The 17,653-nt window shown below is 69.9% G+C and carries 16 protein-coding genes; 7 read left to right on the top strand and 9 right to left on the bottom strand.

The window, feature by feature from the left end:
• Positions 1–10 precede the first annotated feature (10 nt).
• The gene (locus ACZ7P3_RS11560; protein WP_472080697.1) at positions 11–424 is read left to right on the top strand and encodes a DUF742 domain-containing protein; all 414 of its coding nucleotides are present in this window, start codon (positions 11–13) and stop codon (positions 422–424) included.
• 197 nt (positions 425–621) lie between these two features.
• On the top strand, positions 622–1,224 hold the full coding sequence (locus ACZ7P3_RS11555; RefSeq protein WP_472080696.1) for a GTP-binding protein: 603 nt from the start codon (positions 622–624) through the stop codon (positions 1,222–1,224).
• 3 nt (positions 1,225–1,227) lie between these two features.
• Here the strand turns inward: ACZ7P3_RS11555 and ACZ7P3_RS11550 are convergent, their stop codons facing one another.
• Positions 1,228–1,656 carry a PPOX class F420-dependent oxidoreductase gene (locus ACZ7P3_RS11550; RefSeq protein ID WP_472080695.1) on the bottom strand — a complete coding sequence of 143 codons (429 nt, stop codon included), beginning with the start codon at positions 1,654–1,656 and terminating at the stop codon, positions 1,228–1,230.
• Between the two features lie 93 nt (positions 1,657–1,749).
• Between ACZ7P3_RS11550 and ACZ7P3_RS11545 the strand changes: the two genes are divergently transcribed.
• Together ACZ7P3_RS11545 and ACZ7P3_RS11540 are read left to right on the top strand one after the other, a co-directional pair.
• The gene (locus ACZ7P3_RS11545; protein WP_472080694.1) at positions 1,750–2,163 is read left to right on the top strand and encodes a roadblock/LC7 domain-containing protein; all 414 of its coding nucleotides are present in this window, start codon (positions 1,750–1,752) and stop codon (positions 2,161–2,163) included.
• 126 nt (positions 2,164–2,289) lie between these two features.
• The gene (locus ACZ7P3_RS11540) at positions 2,290–3,279 is read left to right on the top strand and encodes a DUF6397 family protein (RefSeq protein WP_472080693.1); all 990 of its coding nucleotides are present in this window, start codon (positions 2,290–2,292) and stop codon (positions 3,277–3,279) included.
• A 6-nt stretch (positions 3,280–3,285) separates the two neighbouring features.
• Here the strand turns inward: ACZ7P3_RS11540 and ACZ7P3_RS11535 are convergent, their stop codons facing one another.
• The 7 genes from ACZ7P3_RS11535 to ACZ7P3_RS11505 form a co-directional block, all read right to left on the bottom strand.
• Complete coding sequence (locus ACZ7P3_RS11535; RefSeq protein ID WP_472081054.1) at positions 3,286–3,504, bottom strand: hypothetical protein; 219 nt, start codon at positions 3,502–3,504, stop codon at positions 3,286–3,288.
• 102 nt (positions 3,505–3,606) lie between these two features.
• Positions 3,607–4,689 (bottom strand): type IV pilus twitching motility protein PilT, encoded by a 1,083-nt coding sequence (locus ACZ7P3_RS11530; RefSeq protein ID WP_472080692.1) that lies wholly within the window; start codon positions 4,687–4,689, stop codon positions 3,607–3,609.
• Positions 4,690–4,716: 27 nt separating this feature from the next.
• Positions 4,717–8,541 (bottom strand): hypothetical protein, encoded by a 3,825-nt coding sequence (locus ACZ7P3_RS11525; protein ID WP_472080691.1) that lies wholly within the window; start codon positions 8,539–8,541, stop codon positions 4,717–4,719.
• Positions 8,538–9,062, bottom strand: a complete 525-nt coding sequence (locus ACZ7P3_RS11520) for a type II secretion system protein (RefSeq protein ID WP_472080690.1) — start codon at positions 9,060–9,062, stop codon at positions 8,538–8,540. Before ACZ7P3_RS11520 ends, ACZ7P3_RS11525 begins: the two co-directional genes overlap by 4 nt.
• Positions 9,059–9,493, bottom strand: a complete 435-nt coding sequence (locus tag ACZ7P3_RS11515) for a type IV pilus modification PilV family protein (protein ID WP_472080689.1) — start codon at positions 9,491–9,493, stop codon at positions 9,059–9,061. Before ACZ7P3_RS11515 ends, ACZ7P3_RS11520 begins: the two co-directional genes overlap by 4 nt.
• Entirely contained in the window at positions 9,490–10,701 is a 1,212-nt protein-coding gene (locus ACZ7P3_RS11510; RefSeq protein ID WP_472080688.1) for a type II secretion system F family protein, read from the bottom strand. The genes ACZ7P3_RS11515 and ACZ7P3_RS11510 overlap by 4 nt, the downstream gene beginning before the upstream one ends.
• 108 nt (positions 10,702–10,809) lie before the next feature.
• Positions 10,810–12,510 (bottom strand): GspE/PulE family protein, encoded by a 1,701-nt coding sequence (locus ACZ7P3_RS11505; RefSeq protein WP_472080687.1) that lies wholly within the window; start codon positions 12,508–12,510, stop codon positions 10,810–10,812.
• A 392-nt stretch (positions 12,511–12,902) separates the two neighbouring features.
• On the opposite strand from ACZ7P3_RS11505, the gene ACZ7P3_RS11500 reads away from it, so the two are divergent.
• The 3 genes from ACZ7P3_RS11500 (at position 12,903) to ACZ7P3_RS11490 (ending at position 15,038) form a co-directional block, all read left to right on the top strand.
• Entirely contained in the window at positions 12,903–13,286 is a 384-nt protein-coding gene (locus ACZ7P3_RS11500) for a competence type IV pilus major pilin ComGC (RefSeq protein ID WP_472080686.1), read from the top strand.
• Positions 13,287–13,541: 255 nt separating this feature from the next.
• Positions 13,542–14,360: a prepilin peptidase gene (locus ACZ7P3_RS11495; protein ID WP_472080685.1), complete on the top strand. Its 819-nt coding sequence runs from the start codon at positions 13,542–13,544 to the stop codon at positions 14,358–14,360.
• Positions 14,361–14,486: 126 nt separating this feature from the next.
• Complete coding sequence (locus ACZ7P3_RS11490; RefSeq protein ID WP_472080684.1) at positions 14,487–15,038, top strand: PadR family transcriptional regulator; 552 nt, start codon at positions 14,487–14,489, stop codon at positions 15,036–15,038.
• Between the two features lie 283 nt (positions 15,039–15,321).
• Here the strand turns inward: ACZ7P3_RS11490 and ACZ7P3_RS11485 are convergent, their stop codons facing one another.
• Positions 15,322–17,283, bottom strand: coding sequence for an FG-GAP-like repeat-containing protein (locus ACZ7P3_RS11485; RefSeq protein ID WP_472080683.1), 1,962 nt, complete (start codon positions 17,281–17,283; stop codon positions 15,322–15,324).
• Between the last annotated feature and the right edge of the window lie 370 nt (positions 17,284–17,653).

The raw sequence follows: 17,653 nt of genomic DNA, 5'->3' as shown, positions 1-17,653 counted from the left end.
GGGCGTACCCATGACCGAGACCCCCACCGGCGGCCCGCGCGAGCAGGGCAGCCAGTGGTACGACGGCGAGGCCGGGCCCCTGGTCCGCCCCTACGCCATGACGGGCGGACGCACCCAGCCGGGCCCCACCGGCGTGCGCTTCGACCTGATCGCCCTCGTCACCCTCGACCCTGCCGCACCGGCGCTGGACGACGGCACCGCGCTCGGCCCCGAACACCGGTCGCTGATCGGCCTGTGCCGTGCGGAGACACAGTCCGTCGCCGAACTCGCGGCCGGAGCGGACCTGCCGGTGGGTGTGGTCAGGGTGCTCCTCGGCGATCTCCTGGAACTGGGCTGCGTCACCATCAGCCGTCCGGTGCCCCCGGCCCGGCTGCCGGACGAACGGATTCTGCGCGAGGTCATCGAAGGGCTGCGGGCGCTGTAGATGAACGCTCACAACCCATCGGAAGCCTCGCGGCACCCCGCTCCCGGCAGCTTCCGGAACCAACCGGGCGCAAGTCGAATCACAGCAGGCGAATTCCGATCCAACGGCCCAGGTCGGTGCCGAAGTTGTCATGATGCCGACTTCCCGTTCCGAGTACCTGCCCCCGACCGAAGCCGGCCCTCCCGAGAGAAGTGATCATGGTGTCCGAGCACTCCGACGACGCCGACGACATGTCGGCCCTGGCGCTGAAGATACTGGTCGCCGGCGGCTTCGGTGTCGGCAAGACGACGCTGGTGGGGGCCGTCAGCGAGATCCGGCCGCTGCGCACCGAGGAAATGCTCAGCGAAGCCGGGCAGTTGGTGGACGACACCGACGGCGTGGACCAGAAGGTCACCACGACCGTCGCCATGGACTTCGGGCGCATCACCATCCGCTCCGGCCTCTCCCTGTACCTGTTCGGCACCCCTGGGCAGGACCGCTTCTGGTTCCTGTGGGACGAACTCTCCCAAGGAGCCCTCGGGGCCGTGGTCCTCGCCGACACCCGGCGGCTCGAGGACTGCTTCCCGGCGGTCGACTACTTCGAGCACCGGCGCATCCCGTTCGTGGTGGCCGTCAACTGCTTCGCCGGAGCGCGCGCCTACGGCGCCCACGACGTCTCCCGGGCGCTCGATCTGGACCGGGGAACACCTGTGGTCCTGTGCGACGCGCGTGACCGTGACTCCGGCAAGGAGGTGCTGATCCGCCTGGTCGAGTACGCCGGGCGGATGCACACCGCCCGGCTGCTCGACTCGGTGGGCTGAGCCTCAGGCGGCCAGGTCCTTCACCGCCACGACCTTGTCCACGGCGACCCGGACCAGCAGCTCGCCCGGGACGCCGTTGCGGGCGCCGTACTCCTCGGCACGCTCCTCGCCCATGTACCGGGCGGCGATCCGAGTGGCCCAAAGTCGCAGCTCGTCCGGATCCTCCGACAGCCGGGCGTGTCCGTTCAACACCACGAAATGGAACGGCGGCCGGTCGTCGTCCACACACAGGGCGATCCGTCCGTCACGGGCGAGATTGCGCCCTTTCACCGTCTCCTTGCCGGTGTTGAAGACCACGTCGTCCCCGTCCAGAAGGAACCAGATCGGGGCCACATGGGGGCTCCCATCGGCGGTGACGGTGGACAGCTTGCCGGTTCGGGTGCCGTACGAGACGAACGCCCGCCATTCCTCATCGGTCATCTTCTGTGCCATACGTCCATCCTGCTTGCCCGGACGCCGGTCGTGGGGAAGGCTGGCGGGCAGTTCCTCCAGCCAGGGGGGAGACGTCACACGGGGAGTCGGAACATGGCGCACAACCAGGGACTCGGCTGGCTCCTGGACGATCTGACCGAGCGGGTGGACCACGTACGGCACGCGCTGGTCCTGTCCAACGACGGCCTGGTCACCGGAGCGAGCACAGGCCTTCGCCGCGAGGACGCCGAGCATCTGGCCGCCGTTGCGTCCGGGCTGCACAGCTTGGCGAAGGGCTCGGGACGCCACTTCAGCGCGGGCCGGGTACGCCAGACCATGATCGAGTACGACGACGCCGTGCTGTTCGTGACCGCCGCAGGCACCGGCAGCTGCCTGTGCGTGCTCAGCGGCGCGGAGGCCGACATCGGTCAGATCGCCTATGAGATGACCCTGCTCGTCAACCGGGTCGGCGAACATCTCGGAGTGGACGCCCGGCAACCCGAACGCGCTCCCACGACAGAGCTCTGACCTGCGCGTTCGCCTCGCTCTGCGGAGTTTTCCACAGGCTCGCCACGGCATGTGCCGAGCCGGATACGGTGTGTGAACGGCCAACGCACAAGGCGCGAGCCACCGACTCCACGGGGGAGTACGACCATGTCGGGAAGCACTTTCGTCCCATCCCGTCCCGTCACCTGCGCTCCGAGCCGCGCGGCGCGTGAACTGGGCCTGAAGCGCAGCGAGTTCGTCCTCGCCGTCAACCTCGGCCGTATCCGCACCGTGCCCGACGAGGGCGGCGGGGGGCGACGGGTCGAGCGGGCCGAGATCGACCGGCTCCGCGCCCAGGACGGATTCCCCCACACTCTCCGCGAGCGCGTGCAGGTCGTGGGTACGGCGGAGGGCGCCGCGCTCATGGATGTCCCGGCGGCCAGGTTCACCCGGCTCGCCCGTCTGGGCCTGCTGGTGCCGGTGCGCTTCTATGTGAACCGCTACAGGGCCGTGGTCTGGCTCTATCTGGCAGAGGAACTGCGGCAGTTCGCGGCCGACGCCGAGAACACACGCCTGCTCACGGGACGCACGCCCGAGACCCTGCGGGGGCAGCTGGCCGCCGGGGTGGACCTGCGGGCCCGCAACTGGCGTGGACGGCACCTGGGGTTCCTGCTGCGCGAGGCCGAGGACCCATGGGCACGGGCCGGGGCGGTGGCCGCGTTCCTCACACCCGTCGAGATCTCGGACATCGTCAAGGACCCCTACGAGCGCGCCCGGCTGAACCGCTTCCGGCCCGCTCCGCCCGACCACGGCGCCCCGGGATCGCCCTCCGCACACCTCGCCGAGCAGCTGATGACGGTTCACGACCCCGACGAGACCGCCTGGCTGCGCAGCGAGCTGGCTGGCGCCGTACGGGAAGCGCGAGCCCACTCACCCGCCCCACGCCCGGCCGCCGGGCCCACGGTCCCCGTCCGGCGCCCGGCCGCGCACCACGCCCACCCCGCGTCGCCCACGGCCGTACGGCACGCCGGCGACCCGGCGCGGCCGGTCCCGCCGCGTCCGCCCCGGGCCCACGAGAACGAGCCGGGGGCGACACGGCCGGCCCGCGGACTGCGAGCCTGGCTGCGCCGCAGAAAGCCCCGGCACGCCGAGGTCTGAACCCCGCTACAGGGCCCTGAACAGACCCTCCTGTATGACCGAGACGAGCAGCCGACCCTGCAGGTCGTAGATGCGCCCGCGGGCCGGCCCGCGGGCGCCGGTGGCGATCGGCGACTCCTGGTCGTACAGGAACCACTCGTCCGCGCGGCACGGGCGGTGGACGACATGGAGGGCAAGAGGGCGGCGGGCATGCCCCCGCGGTGGACGGTCCCAGGCGAGTCTGATCGCAGAGCTCCCCGTTCAAAGATCGGGTGGACGTGGTCGTCTCCTGCTCGCTGCTGCACGTGCCGCTGGACGCCGCGACGGCGAAGGGTACCCATCGGACGGTCAGGTGCGGCCGACCGGGACGCAGGGCCGCTGGATGTCCTCCGGGTAGGCCGTGTGCAGCACGGCCTCCTCGTAGGCGATGGCGCCTGCCGCGACGAGGGCGTTGATGCTGGTCTCGAGGGTCTGCATGCCGTCACGGTGGCCGGTCGAGATCATGTTGCGGATCTGGCGAGTCTTGCCCTCGCGGATCAGGTTGCGGATCGCCGACGTGCCTACGAGCACCTCGAAGGCGGCCACCCGGCCCCCGCCGATCCGGGGGATGAGCGTCTGGTTGAGGATGCCGACCAGGGTGTGCGCCAATTGCAGCCGGATCTGTGGCTGTTGCTCCGCCGGGAACACGTCGACGATGCGGTCCAGCGTCTGCGACGTGTCGTTGGTGTGCAGGGTGGCGAACACCAGGTGCCCGGTCTCGGCGATGGTCAGGGCCGCGGAGATGCTCTCCGGGTCGCGCATCTCGCCGAGGAGCAGGACGTCGGGATCCTCGCGCAGGGCCGAGCGCAGCGCGGCGGGGAACGAGTCGGTGTCGGTGCCGACCTCGCGCTGGTTGACCGCCGAGCGCTTGTGGTGGTGCAGGTACTCGATCGGGTCCTCGATGGTGAGGATGTGCACCGACCGGTGTGTGTTGACGTAGTCGAGGAGCGCCGCCAGGCTTGTCGACTTCCCCGACCCGGTCGGCCCGGTGACCAGCACGAACCCGCGCGGCATGCCCGCCCACCCGCTGACGGCCGGGGGGAGCCCGAGCTGCTCGGACGACGGCACGTCGAACGGGATGATCCGCAGCGCCAGCGCCGACGCGCCGCGCTGCACGAAAGCGTTCCCGCGCAACCTGGCCCTCTCCCCCCAGCTGAACGCGAAATCGACCTGCTTCTCCCGGCGGAACCGTTCCGTGAGTTCCTTGCCCAGCACCCCGGTCACCAGGCGATCGACCTCCGGCTCGGTCAGCGCGGCCCCCTCGACCGGTCGCAGGGCGCCGTCGACGCGGAGGAACGGAGCCGATCCGGCGGTGAGCAGCAGGTCGCTGCCGCCCCGCTCCCACAGCTCACCGAGCAGGTGGTCAATGATCGCGGAACTTGGCCCGGGCATGGTGGCCCTCCGAGGTTGCGTGCTTGCTCATGGCAGGACCGTCCACTGCTTGACGGTGCCGGCGTGGCCGTCGAAGGACACGGCGGCCTGGAGGAGCGGGCCGGACAGCAGGTCGATCTGGGTGCCGCCGAGGTGCTCGGTCGCGCCGCCGCTCCCGGCGGTGACGGTGTAGGTCACGGTCAGCCCGGCCAACTGGGAGGCTTCGGTCAGGCCACACGGTGCGAGGTCGACCTGGTCGGTCACCGGACCGCTCGAGCCGAGATGGACCGGCACGTCCAGTGAGTTGACGCCGGTGCAGGTGCTGCCGGTGAAGTCCACCGACATCTTCACTGACTCCACGTCGCCGTCGTCGTGGTGCGCCACCTGCAGGACGACGTGGTCGAGCCGTCCGGTCGTGGCCGGTCCCGGCTGGGCGTAGCCGCCCAACGTGAGGGACGCCCGGCCACCGCCGGGGACGGTGGCGTCCGTGACGTCGACGGGCGCGCCGGGAGCCGGGGTCGTGAACCTGGTGATCGCGGTGACCGACGCCGGTTTCGCGATCACGGCCGGATAGGTCGTGAACAGCACCGGCTCCGGTGGGATTCCGATCACCGGGCGGAGGTATCCGGTGGCCGGGCTGATGCCGAGATCGATGGTCCGGGCGATGATGCCGCGAGTGACGACCTGCGAGCCGACCTGGCTCATCGACAGGTCGACGGCAGCGGTCGGCGCGTAGACGGTGCCGTTGATCACCAGGCAGCTGTGATCGGTGGTCGTGTCGGCGTCGTCGGTCGACTTCAGCACCGCGCAACGGCTGCCCGCGGTGAGGCAGCCGGACAGGGCCCTGATGGACGGGGCGCGGAACACGATGTCGAGCTCGACGCCGTCGAGCCGGTCGGAGGCGTCGGTACTGCCCGTGCCCAACCTCGCCGCATAGTCGACAGCGAGCTGGGACAACTGGTCGCCCTTCATGACCCCGCAGGCGCCGAGGTCGACCACGTCGACACCGGGTGCCCCTTCATGGGCGGTCAGGGCGTGGTTCGCGTCGCAGGCGGTACCGGTGCCGGAGACGGTCAGCGCGGCCGTGGGTGGCTCCGTCGGCGAGGGCGGTGCCGGGGTGGTGTCGTCGTCCTCGTGCGATACGCGCAGCACGACCTTGTCGATCACCGCCCCCGCCGGCAGGGGCGGCATCGCGAACGCGCCGAGCCGGATCGACGCCGACGGGGTGGCCGTGGCAAGCGTCGCGGTCGAGGTGGTGGTGTCGATCGCTTGCGCGTTCTCGGGGTTGAGGAACGCCGCGGCGGTGGGCGTCGCGGTGCTGATCGCCTTGGTGGGCCGTACCGAGAGCGGGGGTCGGTAGGCCAGTTCCAGGGTGACGCCGTCGAGCTGATCGGTGGCGGTGGTGCTGCCGGCGCCGAGGGTGGCGGTGTAGGTCACGACCAGGCCGGTCAGCTGGGCGGGGTCGGTCAGCCCGCAGGCGGCGACCAGGTCCAGGGTGTCGGTGGTCAGGGCGTCCTGGTGCGTGGCGAGCTTCTGCGCGGTGGTGCAGGAGCGGGGTATGCCGGGCCCGGTCAGGGTGACCGCGACCGTCGGCGGCGGTCCTCCGGTCGCCCCGGGATCGTCGCGATGCGCGATGTGCAGCAGGGCCCCGTCCAGGACAGAGCCGGGTGCCACCGCAGGGGTGTCGTAACCGCCGAGGTCGATGGTGGCGGTCGGCGTTGTGTCCGAGTCGAGTGTGGCATGGGCCGTCTTGGCGCCGTCGATCGCCTTGGCGTTGGCCGCGGGGATGAACGTCGTCGACTCCGCGCTCGTCGCCGGCCGCGGCGGCGGCGGGTCGTAGACGATTTCGAGCCATATGCCGTCCAGGGAATCGGCGCCCGCGGTGCCGCCCACGTTCAGTCCGGCGGTGTAGGTCGCGGTCAGGCCGGTCAGCTGTGCGGGGTCGGTGATGCCGCATGCCTTCAGGTCGACGCGGTCGTCGCCCAGGCCGGCCCGCGCGGTGAGCCGCAGGTTGCTACAACTGCCACCGCCGCCCGCGGGGGTGACGTTGATTCTGGGCGCCGCCGCGTCGCCGGTCTCCTGATGGGCCACCCGCAGCACGGCAGAGTCGATCGTCGACCCCGGCGGCAAGGGCGGCTGGCCGAACCCGGTCAGGGTGATCGACGCGGCCGGGGCCGCCGTGGTCAGATCGGCGCCGGCCACCAGCGATGTCGGCTGTTCGCCGATCTCCAGGGCGTTGTCGGGATCGGTGCCGGTGGCGGTGAACCCGGTCGATGCGGTCACGGCGGTCGGCTTGAACGTGGTCGGCGTGCGGTAGGCGACCTTCAGCCAGATGCCGTCCAGGCGCTCCGTGGCGGTGGTGCCGTCGGTGTCCAGGGTGGCGGCGTAGGTCACTGTCAGGCCGGTGAGCCGGGCCGGGTCGGTGAGCCCGCACGCGCCCAGCAGGTCGATCGGGGCATCCGTGGCGAGCGCCGTGTGCCGGGGCAGGTTGTCGGTGCGGCAGGTGTCTGTGCCGACGGCGGTGGTGACCTTCACCGCGCCGGGGGCGGTCAGGTCGCCGTCGTCCTCGTGCCTGACACGCAGCGTCGCGCTGGTGATGACCGAGCCGGGCGGCACCTGCGGGGTGAAGCCGGCGAGCTGCATCGAGGCCGACCGGCGTTGCGTCGGGTCGAGGACGACGTCGGCCGTGCAGCTCGCGGTGCCCGTCGGTTGCGAACACCCGGGCAGGGTCGGCTGTTCGCCACTGGTCAGGGCATGGACCGGGTCGGCGAAGCCGGTGTTCGTGACCACCGCTGTCGGCTTCAGCGTGTGTGACGGATTCGGCGGCTTGACCCCGTACACCGCCACCTGCTGCGCGTCCGGGGTCACCGGGGCGCACAGTTCGACGTGTCCACGATCGACCTGGAATCGGCTGCCGCCGCCCATCATGACCTCGACGCCTTCGGGCCGCGTTTTGTCGCAACCGCCGGGGTCGGGGATGGCCGGGCGGGTGGGGGCCCCGGGATCCCAGCCTGCCTGCGTGCCGCCGACCACGCTGACCGTGGGGTCGTCGACCGTCCAGACCGCGGTGCCGCCGGTGAAGGTGAAGTCGAAGTAGTAGACACCCGGCTTTAGCCACACGACGACGTGGGGGCAATCGCCACCGGTGAGACGGGTGAGGGCGCGGGCGTCGTCGTAGTAGCCGGGCTGCAACCGCACCAGCCAGGAACCGGGGCCGGGGCACGCGGGCACCGTCCGCCGGACGGGGACGGCCGTGGCGGGCGGGGTGTAGTCCGGGTCGGCGCCCACGACCTCGTCGGCGGGAGCCGACGGGGTGTCGTTGGCGCAGTCGTGCACGTACGGCGCCTGGGTCGGGGGCAGCCGGGTCTGTGACACGGCACTGGAGCAGTCGCCGACGGCGGACACGTCGCCCGACACCACCATCGAGGCGCGGGCGCCGGTGGTGATGTTCGAGTGGGAGAACACGCTGCCCTGCACGCGCAGGCCGTGCGTGGTCACGTTGATGCCGTCCTCCGCCGCCTGGCCCAGGCTGCGCAGCGCGTCCTGTGGTTGGGTCGCGCGCGTGGTTGCGGGAGACGTGTTGAGGGGGTCGCAGTGGACGATCATCTGCCGGCCGTTGATCGGCGGGGCGGTGTAGTCGGCGCACGGGTTGCCCTGCGAGAAGTTCTTGATCGCGAGCTGTGTGGCACCGTCCGCGCTGTAGCTCCGCTTGCCCTGGTCGACATACACGCTCGCGGCTTTCAGCCCCGTGCCGACGAAGGACAGGACCGAAACGGTGACCAGGCTGAAGACGACGACGAAGACCAGCGCGAGGATCAGTGTCGCGCCCTGTTCGTCGTCGCGCAGGCGGCGCGGATCCAGGCGGCCGGTCATGACGAGCTCGATCGTCGGACGGCGGTGAGGGCCGTCGGCGGCGCGGCGGGGTCGCTCTGCACGGTCAGCGTTACCTCCGTGGGCGAGGTGCACGAGGTCTCGGCACCGCAGGTCAGAGTCACCGGATGGGTCGATGTGGCGTTGTCGAACCGGCCCAGCAACGTGCTGACGACGCCTCGGTCGGTGCACTTCACCCGGTTCAGTGCGCCGGTCGGCGGGTCGTAGGTGTAGACGACGTCGGTGCCGGTCCAGCTCAGGTGGACGATCACGCCGGCGACGCCGCATGCGGGGTCGGTCGTGACCTCGTCCGCGCTTTGCACATCGCCGTAGAAGTAGCGGTGGAGCGAGCCCACCGCGCTGGTGGCGGCCACCCGCTTCTCGGTGCCCGCCGTGAACCGCAGTCCGAGGATGATCGCCTTGGACAGCAGTGTCCCGATGACGGCCACGATGACGATCGTGACCAGCAACTCGGTCAGGGTGAACCCCGACTCCGAACGCCCGGTCGGCCGTTGCGTCGTCATGACAGCATCGACTCCCGCTTGACCACCTCGAGCGTCGCGTCCCTGACGGGGTGCGGGCCGGTCGAACGCACGGTGAGCGTTACCTTCTGCACGCCGGAATCGGCCGTCGGGCAGGGCCGGCCGAACGCACCCACCCCGTCCCAGTACTCGATCTCGACGGTCACGGTGTACCCGGCCGGCGGCGTCGGAGTCTCGTAATTGCCGGCGCAGGACACGTACGGGTCGCTGACGACCTTTTCGGCGGCGCTGCGGATGACCGAGTCGGCGGTGGTCACCTTCTGCTGCGTGACCGAGCTGATGATCGCGGTGCCGATGCCCCCGAGGATGGTCACGAAGGCAACGCCGATGAGTACCACGGCGACGAGAGCCTCGATCAGAGTCTCGCCCTCTTCGCCGCGGCTGCGCCACGGGCGGCGTGCCGGGCCGGTCATTGGACGTTGACCTGGTTGTAGACGCCGTAGATCGCCGAGATGAGGGCGACGGCCACGAACCCCACGACGACCCCGACCATGATCACCACGATCGGCTCGAACATGCTGGTCAGCCGCTTGAGTTTGTGCTGCAGTTCCTTCTCGTAGAATTCCGACACGTTCTCGAGCTGATCGTCGAGGGTCCCGGTCTCTTCCCCCACGCGCATCATCTGGGTGACCGCCCCGGGGAACAGCTTGGTGCGGGCGATCGGCCGGGAGATGCCGCCGCCTTCGAGCATCTCCATCCGGGCCGTCCCGATGGACCGTTCGTACACCAGATTGTTGGCGCCCGAGCCGGCCAGGCTGAGCGCCTCCGGGATGGGCACGCCGGCCTTGATCATCGAGGTCAGGATGCGGCAGAACCGTTCGATGATCATGAAGCGGACCACGTCGCCGACCACCGGCATCGCCAGCAGGAAGCGGTCGCGCAGTGCCCGTCCCCGCTCGGTCCGCAAACCGGCGATCAGTGCCGCGACGAGCGCGACCAGCACGCCGGCGATGACCGGATACCAGGCCGTGACGAAGTCGGTGAGGCCCAGCAGAATCCGGGTCGGCAGCGGCAGTTTCGCGTGGAAGGACTCGAAGAACGTCTTGAAACGGGGCAGCACGAAGATGACGATGACGAGGACGACGGCGACGGCCAGACCCATCACCAGGCTCGGATAGGTCAGGGCGGAGCGGATACTGCGCCGGCCCTCGACGTCGCGCTCGATGTAGCGGGACAGCTGGGCCATCACCACATCGAGCTCACCGGTCGCCTCTGCCGAGCGCAGGACGGAGATGTAGAACGGCGGGAGCGCCTTGGTGTGGGCGGCCATCGCGACGGCGAAGCTTTCGCCGAATCGCAGCGAGTCCATGACGTCGACGAGCACCTTGCCCAGCTTCTTGTCCTTGGTCTCGGCTCGGATGATCTCCAGGGCGTCCAGGATGGGCACTCCGGCCTTGATGAAGGCGGCCATCTGGCGGGAGAAGTTGCTCAGCTCGACCAGGTCGACCTTTTCCGCGGTGAGTTCGAGCTGCAGCAGGTTGCGGCCCTCGGCCTTGACCGACCGCACGTCGTAGCCCTGCCGGGTCAGGCTGTCGGTCACGCCGTCGACACTGGAGCCCTTGAGCACGCCGGTCGCCCGTTTCCCGTCCGGGCCGACCGCGACGTACTTGAAGGTGGCCATGCCGATCCCTCCCGGTTTCCAGTGTCAGAGGTTCGCGTCGTCAGTGTTGGGGTGCGGCAGCCGGCGAGCCGGGCACCAGTGCAGCGGCGAACGTTGCCTGTTGCGGCACTAGACCACGTACACGCTGGACATGATCTCGGCGATGGTCGTGATCCCCTCCTCCACCAGACGGACGCCTCCGTCCAGGAGGCTGTCCATGTGCTGCTCGCGGGCGGCCTTGCGCAGGCTGTCGATCGGCGCTTTCTCGACGAGCAGCCGCTTGACCGCGTCGCTCATCACCAGCAGTTCGAAGACGCCGATCCGCTCCTGGTAGCCGGTCCGGGAACAGAAGTTGCAGCCCCGGCCCTGCCAGAACCCGGTGTCGGTCGACCCGCCGGCCTTTGCGAAGAAGGCCAGTTCGTCCACGCCCGGCTGGTAGGGCTCGCGGCACTGATCGCAGATCCGCCGCACCAGTCGCTGGCTGACCACCCCGGCGACCGTGGAGGTGATCAGGAACGGCTCGATGCCCATGTCGACGAACCGGTGCAGCGCGGAGCAGGCGTCGGCGGCGTGGATGGACGACAGTACGAAGTGGCCGGTGAGAGCGGACTCGACCGCGATCCGCGCCGTCTCGGCGTCTCGGATCTCGCCGACCAGGATGACGTCGGGGTCCTGCCGGAGGATCGAACGCAGCCCGGTCGCGAACGAGATGCCCGCCTGGTCGTTGATCTGGATCTGGTTGATCGACGGGAACACGTACTCCACCGGGTCTTCGATGGTGGTGATGTTGCGCTCGCTCTGGTTCAGCTCGCCGAGCGTGGCGTACAGGGTGGTCGTCTTGCCGCTGCCGGTGGGTCCGCCGCAAGCGACCATGCCGTACGGGGAGCGCAGCAGGGACGAGAACCGTTCGTAGGTCGCGGGGGGCATGCCGAGCTCGCCCAGCCGGAACAGTGTGCGGTTGCTGTCGAGCAGCCGCAGCACCGCCTTCTCGCCCCAGATGGTGGGGCTGGTCGCTACCCGGATGTCGACCGACCTGCCGTCGATCTCGGTGGCGATCTGCCCGTCCTGCGGGCGCCGCCGGTCGACGATGTTCATGTTGGCCATGATCTTGATCCGGTTGACCAGAGACGGGCCCATGTTCTCCGGCAGGCTCAGTACGTCGTGCAGCGCGCCGTCGATGCGGTACCGGACCCGGACCCGGTCGGCGTGCGGTTCGATGTGGATGTCCGAGGCCCGGTCGCGCAGGCCCTGGGTCAGCATGAGGTTGACCAGGTGCACGACCGGCGCGTCCTCGCTCACCACCCTGGCACCGGAGTCGGCGTTGCGGCCGGTCTCGGTCGCCTCGAAGGCCTCGACCAGGCTGCTGACGCCGGCCAACGCCCGGTAGGTGCTGTCGATCGAGCGCCGGATGTCCGAGGGAGCCGCGATCGCCAACTGCACCCGATCCGGCGCGACGGCCCGGCCGACCTCGTCGAGTACGCGTGGGTCACCCGGGTCGCCCGCCGCGATCAGCAGCGTGCCCTCGGCCCGCCGCACCGCGACCACGCCCAGCGAGCGGGCCAGCGCCTCCGGCACCCGGGCGGCCGCCTCGGGATCAGGTTCGCTCTGGCGCAGGTCGGCGACCGGGACGTCGAGTTGAGCCGACAGCGCCTCGACCAGTGACCGCTCGTCGACCATGCCGAGTTCGACCAGCAGGGCGCCGAGTCGCTTGCCCGACGCCGACTGCTGCAGGAGCGCCTCGTCCACCTGCGCCGGGGTGAGCAGCCCGCGCCGCACGAGCAGTTCCCCGATACGCGGCCGCTTCTGCCCTGCGGGCGACGACTGCGCCATGCCGGACGTCGCGTCCCTGACCGGTTCGCCCGCCGGGACCGGAGACGGCGCCGGGCCCCGCGTTCCGTCGGGCGGGGTGCCGTCCTCGCCCGCAGGGCTTGTCGTCGCCGCGCGGCGCCGGAGAAGCCGGCGATTCGCCAAGGAACCCACCCCTTTCGCGCATCCAGAACAACGCGGATCACTCGACACGAGTGCATCCGCAGTTTAGTCAGTCGCTGATTAGTCAGCCGGATACTACATCACACCACCGCGCTGTCGTCCGCGCCGTCTCCGTTGTGACCGTCGGGATCAGTGCTTGAAGGCCCACTGCACGCTAAGTAGTCTACGGCTGATTAATCAGTCTGTTACTAGTACTCGACGTTGCTTGCACCGGTCGCCGTAGAGGGAGAAAGATGTTCACGTACCTGCAAGGTAAGTTGCGCCAGCGAATGCGTGCACTGAACGAGACGGCAGAAGCCGGCTTCACGCTCATCGAGCTTCTCGTGGTCATCGTGATCCTCGGCGTCCTGGCTGCCATCGTCGTCTTCTCCGTCCGCGGCATCAATGACAAGGGCCAGGGTTCGGCGTGCAAGACCGACAAGTCCACGATCCAGACTGCGGAAGAGGCATACTTCGCCAGTGACAACCGCAGCGTGTACGGCACCATGGACGACCTGGTGAACGGCGGGTTCCTGTCCAGCGCTTCCACCTGGTACGACGTCAAACCGAGCGGCGCCACGTACGACATCACGCCGAAGGCCGCACTCCCGGGCGGCCAGTCGAACCCCTGCACCTGATACGGGGGAGTCCTCACCGGACGTCGCCCGGCCGGCGGTCGTCAGGGGGTTGGGTTCGCCGGGTGGCATCGGAAGCGCCACCCGGCGAACCGTGGTCGGCGGCCTGCGGCATCGCCGGAATTGCCGGCGGCCTGAACCACTTTGCGGATGGTGAGGTCGGTCGCGGCGAGGGTCGAAGAGGCCCGCAGTACAGGTCTTGAGCATGTGCATCGTGGCGGTAGCGACGGGCACGCGCGGTACGGCACTCTTGCGCCCATGCCACCCACACTTGTCGTGATCATCGGTCTGTTGGGGCTCGCGGTGGGGTCGTTCCTCAACGTCGCCGTCTCCCGGGTTCCGGCCGGCCGCTCGGTCGTGCGGCCCCGCTCCGCCTGCCCGCGATGCGCCACGCCGATCGCGGCCCGGGACAACATCCCCATCGTGTCCTGGCTCCTGCTGGGCCGGCGCTGCCGCGACTGCCGGGTTCCGATCCCCGCGCGCTACCCGCTCATCGAAGCGCTCACCGCGATCCTGTTCCTCGCCGAGGCACTGCGCTTCGGCTGGTCGGCAGCGCTACCGGCCGAACTGGTCTTCACCGCAGGGCTGCTGGCCCTGGCCGCCTGCGACGCCGAACAGTTCCTGCTCCCGCGGCGGCTGATCTACCCGACTCTCGGGCTCACCGCCGCATGTCTGCTCGCGGCCGCGGCGGCCACCGGCCAGTGGCATCGGCTCGGTGTGACCGCGGCATGCGGATTCGGCGCATTCGCCGTTTTCTTCGCCCTGCACTGGGTGCGGCCGGCCTGGCTCGGATTCGGCGACGTGCGCCTGGCCGGCTTGCTCGGCACCGGGCTGGGCTGGCTCGGTCCGTGGTATCTCGTCCTCGCGCTGGTGGCCGGCAGCGCCGCCGGGTTGCTGGTGGGCATCGCACTCATGGCGGCGGGGCGAGCGACCCGCCGTACCCGCCTGCCATTCGGTGTGTTCCTCGCCGCCGGCGCCATCGCCGCCATCCTCGTCGGCGCTCCTGTCGTCCACTGGTACGAGAGCGTGAGTGACCCGTACGCGACGGGTGCGCCGCTCACAACGGTCCGCCACTGACCATAATCATCCGGGCCTGCCGGACCGATCGGCCTGTTCTCCTGGGATCTTGTCCCTGTCAGCCTTTTCCGGCTCCAGGTTCGGTCGACATCGCAAACAGCACCGACGATCCTTACCCTTGTCCCTATGAAGGAACTTGATCTGCCACTGGCCGAGTGGATCGTGCTCGCACTCCTGGCCGAACGCCCCAACCACGGCTTCGCCATCGCAACCCTCACCGCGGAGGGCGCGGAAATCGGTGAGTTCTGGTACATCTCGCGCCCCATGGTCTACCGGTCGATCACGCGGCTGGTCGAGCGTGGACTGATCACGCCGGTCGGCTCCGAGGAAGGCAATCGCGGACCGCAGCGCATGATCTACGCCGCCACCCGCTCGGCGAAGACGACGGTCAGCCGGTGGCTCAGCGAGCCCGTGACCGAACTGTTCGACGTCCGCGCCGATCTCACGTGCAAGCTTCTGCTGCTGCAGCGTCGCGACACCAGCGCGGCTCGTCTGGTCGAGCGTCAACGGGTCGTCATCGACGAGATCGAGAAGTCGCTGCGCGCCAAGGAGCACGCTGCCGGCGACCACGTCGGCCGCGCGGTCTACGCCTGGCGACTGGAACACGTCCGCGCCGCGCGCCGGTTTCTCGACGCCGTCGACGTCGACTCGACGCAGCCGGCCGTCAAGACCGGCTGACGTCACGCTCATGATCGTCCTCCCCTCGGCATTCACGTCACCGCCGCGCGCGTGCCATGACTCGACCCGGCTGATGCCGTCCGGCACGACCACGACGGATGACACCCCGGCGGCTCCGCGGCAGCCTTCACATACGCGTCCAGCACCACACCCGGTAGCCGTGGACCGTGCTCGACGATGCGCGTGCGCCGGCGAGACGGGCTCGGCGATCGCATCATCGCAATCGCCGAGCCCGCGACGCACGTCGGCGTCTCATCGGCAGCCGCCGGAAACGGCTCGTCGGCTACGGCACCTCAACGATGGTCTCGCAGGAGCCGCCGGCCGCGATCGAATCCGTGCCCGGGAGCGTCGGACCGCCGTTGTCGTCGCCGGCGCAGACGTCCGTGCCGCTACCGCCGGCGAGGGTGTCGCTGCCGGCGCCACCGACCACGATGTCGTTGCCCCCACCACCGGAGAGCGCGTCATCGCCCGCCCCGCCATGGACGACGTCGTTGCCGTCACCACCGCTGATGGCGTCGTTGCCGTCACCGCCGTCGATGTAGTCGTCGCCGCTGCCGGCCGACACGGCGTCTTTGCCACCGAACGCGCAGATCGTGTCGTTGCCGCCATTCCCGCTGACACTGTCGTTCCCGTTGCCGGTCACGATCACGTCGGCGCCGCTCGTGCCGTTCACGACCCCGTTGCCGGTGATCGTGGCGGCGAGACCGTGACAGCCGGCTGAGACGCTGATCGTCACGGTCGCGATGTTCGAGTCGTCCGTGCCGTCAGTCGCCTTGTACGTGAAGCTGTCGCTTCCGACGTAGGCGCTGCCGGGCTGGTAGCTGAACGAGCCGTCCGGGTCGAGCGTGAGGGTGCCGTGCGTCGGCCCGGTCACGACCGACGCCGTCAGCGTGTTGCCGTCGGCATCCGTATCGTTGCCGAGCAGACCAGGAGCGCCGACGACGAGCGGGGTGTCCGCCCCGACGTGGCTGTACGACTCGTTCGCGGCCGTCGGCGGCCGGTTCGTCGTGTTGAGCAGCACCGACGCGTCCTTGACGTACGTCGCCGAGCTGTTGCTGTTGGCCGTGACGACATCGGGACGTCCGTCGCCGTCGAGGTCGGCTGCCGCTGTGGCCTGCGGGTTGCTGCCGCCGTTGAGCCCGAATGCGAGCGGGCTGCCGAACGCACCAGTGCCGTCGCCCTCGAGCACCACGACCTCGTCCGAATCGGCGCTGGAAACGACCAGGTCGGCGTGGCCGTCGCCATTCAGGTCGGACACCGACGCGGAGCTGAGGTTCGTCCCCGCCGACAGGACGCTCGCGGTGCCGAACCCGCCCGTGCCATCGCCGAGCAGGACAGCGACGCGCCCCGGCGAGCCGGGCGCCACGATGACGGCGTCCAGTCTGCCGTCCTCGTTGACGTCGGCGAGCTTGAGCTTGGACGGCAGTGTCACACCGGCCGGGACGCTCGACGCCGTGCCGAATCCCCCGTGTCCGTCGCCCAGCAGCACGGAGAGCGTGCCGGTCGACGAGTTCGGCGTGACGATGTCCAGATGGCCATCGCCGTTGAGGTCGGCGGCCGCGATGCCCTGCGGACCGGTACCGCCGCCCAGTCCGAACTGCGTCGCCGCGCCGAATGTGCCGTCGCCGTTGCCGAGCACTACCGAGACGTTGTTCGTGTTCGCGTCGGACGTCGCGAGATCCGGCTTGCCGTCCTCGTCGAAGTCGCCCACGGCGACGTCTGTCGGGAAGCGCGCGACACACGGGTTGTCGCCCGTGGTGTCGCACCCGGGCGTCGGGTTGAGTTGCACCGCCGCTCCGGCGCCGAGAGCGCCAGAGCCGTCGCCGAGCCAGACCAGAGCGACGTTGCCGCGCGAGTCCTGGCTGATGACGTCCATGTGGCCGTCGCCGTTGACGTCGCGGATCACTGCAGAGCCGAGAAAGACGCTCGACACGGTGCGCGGTGCCGCGTACTTCGTCACGGCGCCGAGGCTGCCGCCGCCCGAGCCGAGGAACACGCCGAGGCCCTCGGCACGGATCGCCGTCACGACGTCCGGTAGCCCGTCGTCGTTGAGATCGCCGATCGCGACGGCGGAGCCGCCGCGGCCGTTGTCGTCGAGGTTCACCGCGGTACTGAAGCTGGTCGTGTCGGCGACGGCCGCCGAAGCCGGGCTGCCGGCCATCACAACGGTCGCTACCGCGAAGATGAGCGCCGGAACTCGGCGTGAGCGACCGCGCGTGACCGCAAGGGAGCGGCCGTCCGGCACGGTGAGGTGCCGACGTGGTGATCTGCACATGGGTGAGGCCCCTCCTCAGGGCCTGATGAACAAGGGTCGGTAACGCATTTCGGCGGTACGACCGCCGATCGGCGGATCGATCGGCGGTAGTTACCGATTCGGCCGGCATTCACGGCAGGATGGCGTGGCGTGAACCGACTTCCGGTTGGCGGCAGCCGCGAGGGCACCTTCTGCGGCGTACGCGATGCGCGTTGTCCAGCCTGCCGCCGGTCGGCGGCGCGATGGACGGAGGCGTGCTGAGGCACTGTTGAGCAGGCTGTCTCCCTCGCGCGCGCGAGGTGTGAGCAAGGGGATCTTCCGGACGGAAGATGAGCGGGTGTCGGCGTAGCCTCGGGATGCG

It is taken from the genome of Streptomyces sp. NPDC107581, assembly GCF_055657175.1.
Note: the sequence above shows the minus strand (reverse complement) of the source record. Positions and strands in the feature narration are given on the sequence as shown.

What these genes read in the sequence shown, in the direction of transcription:
- ACZ7P3_RS11560 (WP_472080697.1), top strand. Translation starts at nt 11, where the DNA reads ATGACCGAGACCCCCACCGGCGGCCCGCGCGAGCAGGGCAGCCAGTGG.
- ACZ7P3_RS11555 (WP_472080696.1), top strand. Translation starts at nt 622, where the DNA reads ATGGTGTCCGAGCACTCCGACGACGCCGACGACATGTCGGCCCTGGCG.
- ACZ7P3_RS11550 (WP_472080695.1), bottom strand. Translation starts at nt 1,656, where the DNA reads ATGGCACAGAAGATGACCGATGAGGAATGGCGGGCGTTCGTCTCGTAC.
- ACZ7P3_RS11545 (WP_472080694.1), top strand. Translation starts at nt 1,750, where the DNA reads ATGGCGCACAACCAGGGACTCGGCTGGCTCCTGGACGATCTGACCGAG.
- ACZ7P3_RS11540 (WP_472080693.1), top strand. Translation starts at nt 2,290, where the DNA reads ATGTCGGGAAGCACTTTCGTCCCATCCCGTCCCGTCACCTGCGCTCCG.
- ACZ7P3_RS11530 (WP_472080692.1), bottom strand. Translation starts at nt 4,689, where the DNA reads ATGCCCGGGCCAAGTTCCGCGATCATTGACCACCTGCTCGGTGAGCTG.
- ACZ7P3_RS11525 (WP_472080691.1), bottom strand. Translation starts at nt 8,541, where the DNA reads ATGACCGGCCGCCTGGATCCGCGCCGCCTGCGCGACGACGAACAGGGC.
- ACZ7P3_RS11520 (WP_472080690.1), bottom strand. Translation starts at nt 9,062, where the DNA reads ATGACGACGCAACGGCCGACCGGGCGTTCGGAGTCGGGGTTCACCCTG.
- ACZ7P3_RS11515 (WP_472080689.1), bottom strand. Translation starts at nt 9,493, where the DNA reads ATGACCGGCCCGGCACGCCGCCCGTGGCGCAGCCGCGGCGAAGAGGGC.
- ACZ7P3_RS11510 (WP_472080688.1), bottom strand. Translation starts at nt 10,701, where the DNA reads ATGGCCACCTTCAAGTACGTCGCGGTCGGCCCGGACGGGAAACGGGCG.
- ACZ7P3_RS11505 (WP_472080687.1), bottom strand. Translation starts at nt 12,510, where the DNA reads ATGGCGCAGTCGTCGCCCGCAGGGCAGAAGCGGCCGCGTATCGGGGAA.
- ACZ7P3_RS11500 (WP_472080686.1), top strand. Translation starts at nt 12,903, where the DNA reads ATGTTCACGTACCTGCAAGGTAAGTTGCGCCAGCGAATGCGTGCACTG.
- ACZ7P3_RS11495 (WP_472080685.1), top strand. Translation starts at nt 13,542, where the DNA reads ATGCCACCCACACTTGTCGTGATCATCGGTCTGTTGGGGCTCGCGGTG.
- ACZ7P3_RS11490 (WP_472080684.1), top strand. Translation starts at nt 14,487, where the DNA reads ATGAAGGAACTTGATCTGCCACTGGCCGAGTGGATCGTGCTCGCACTC.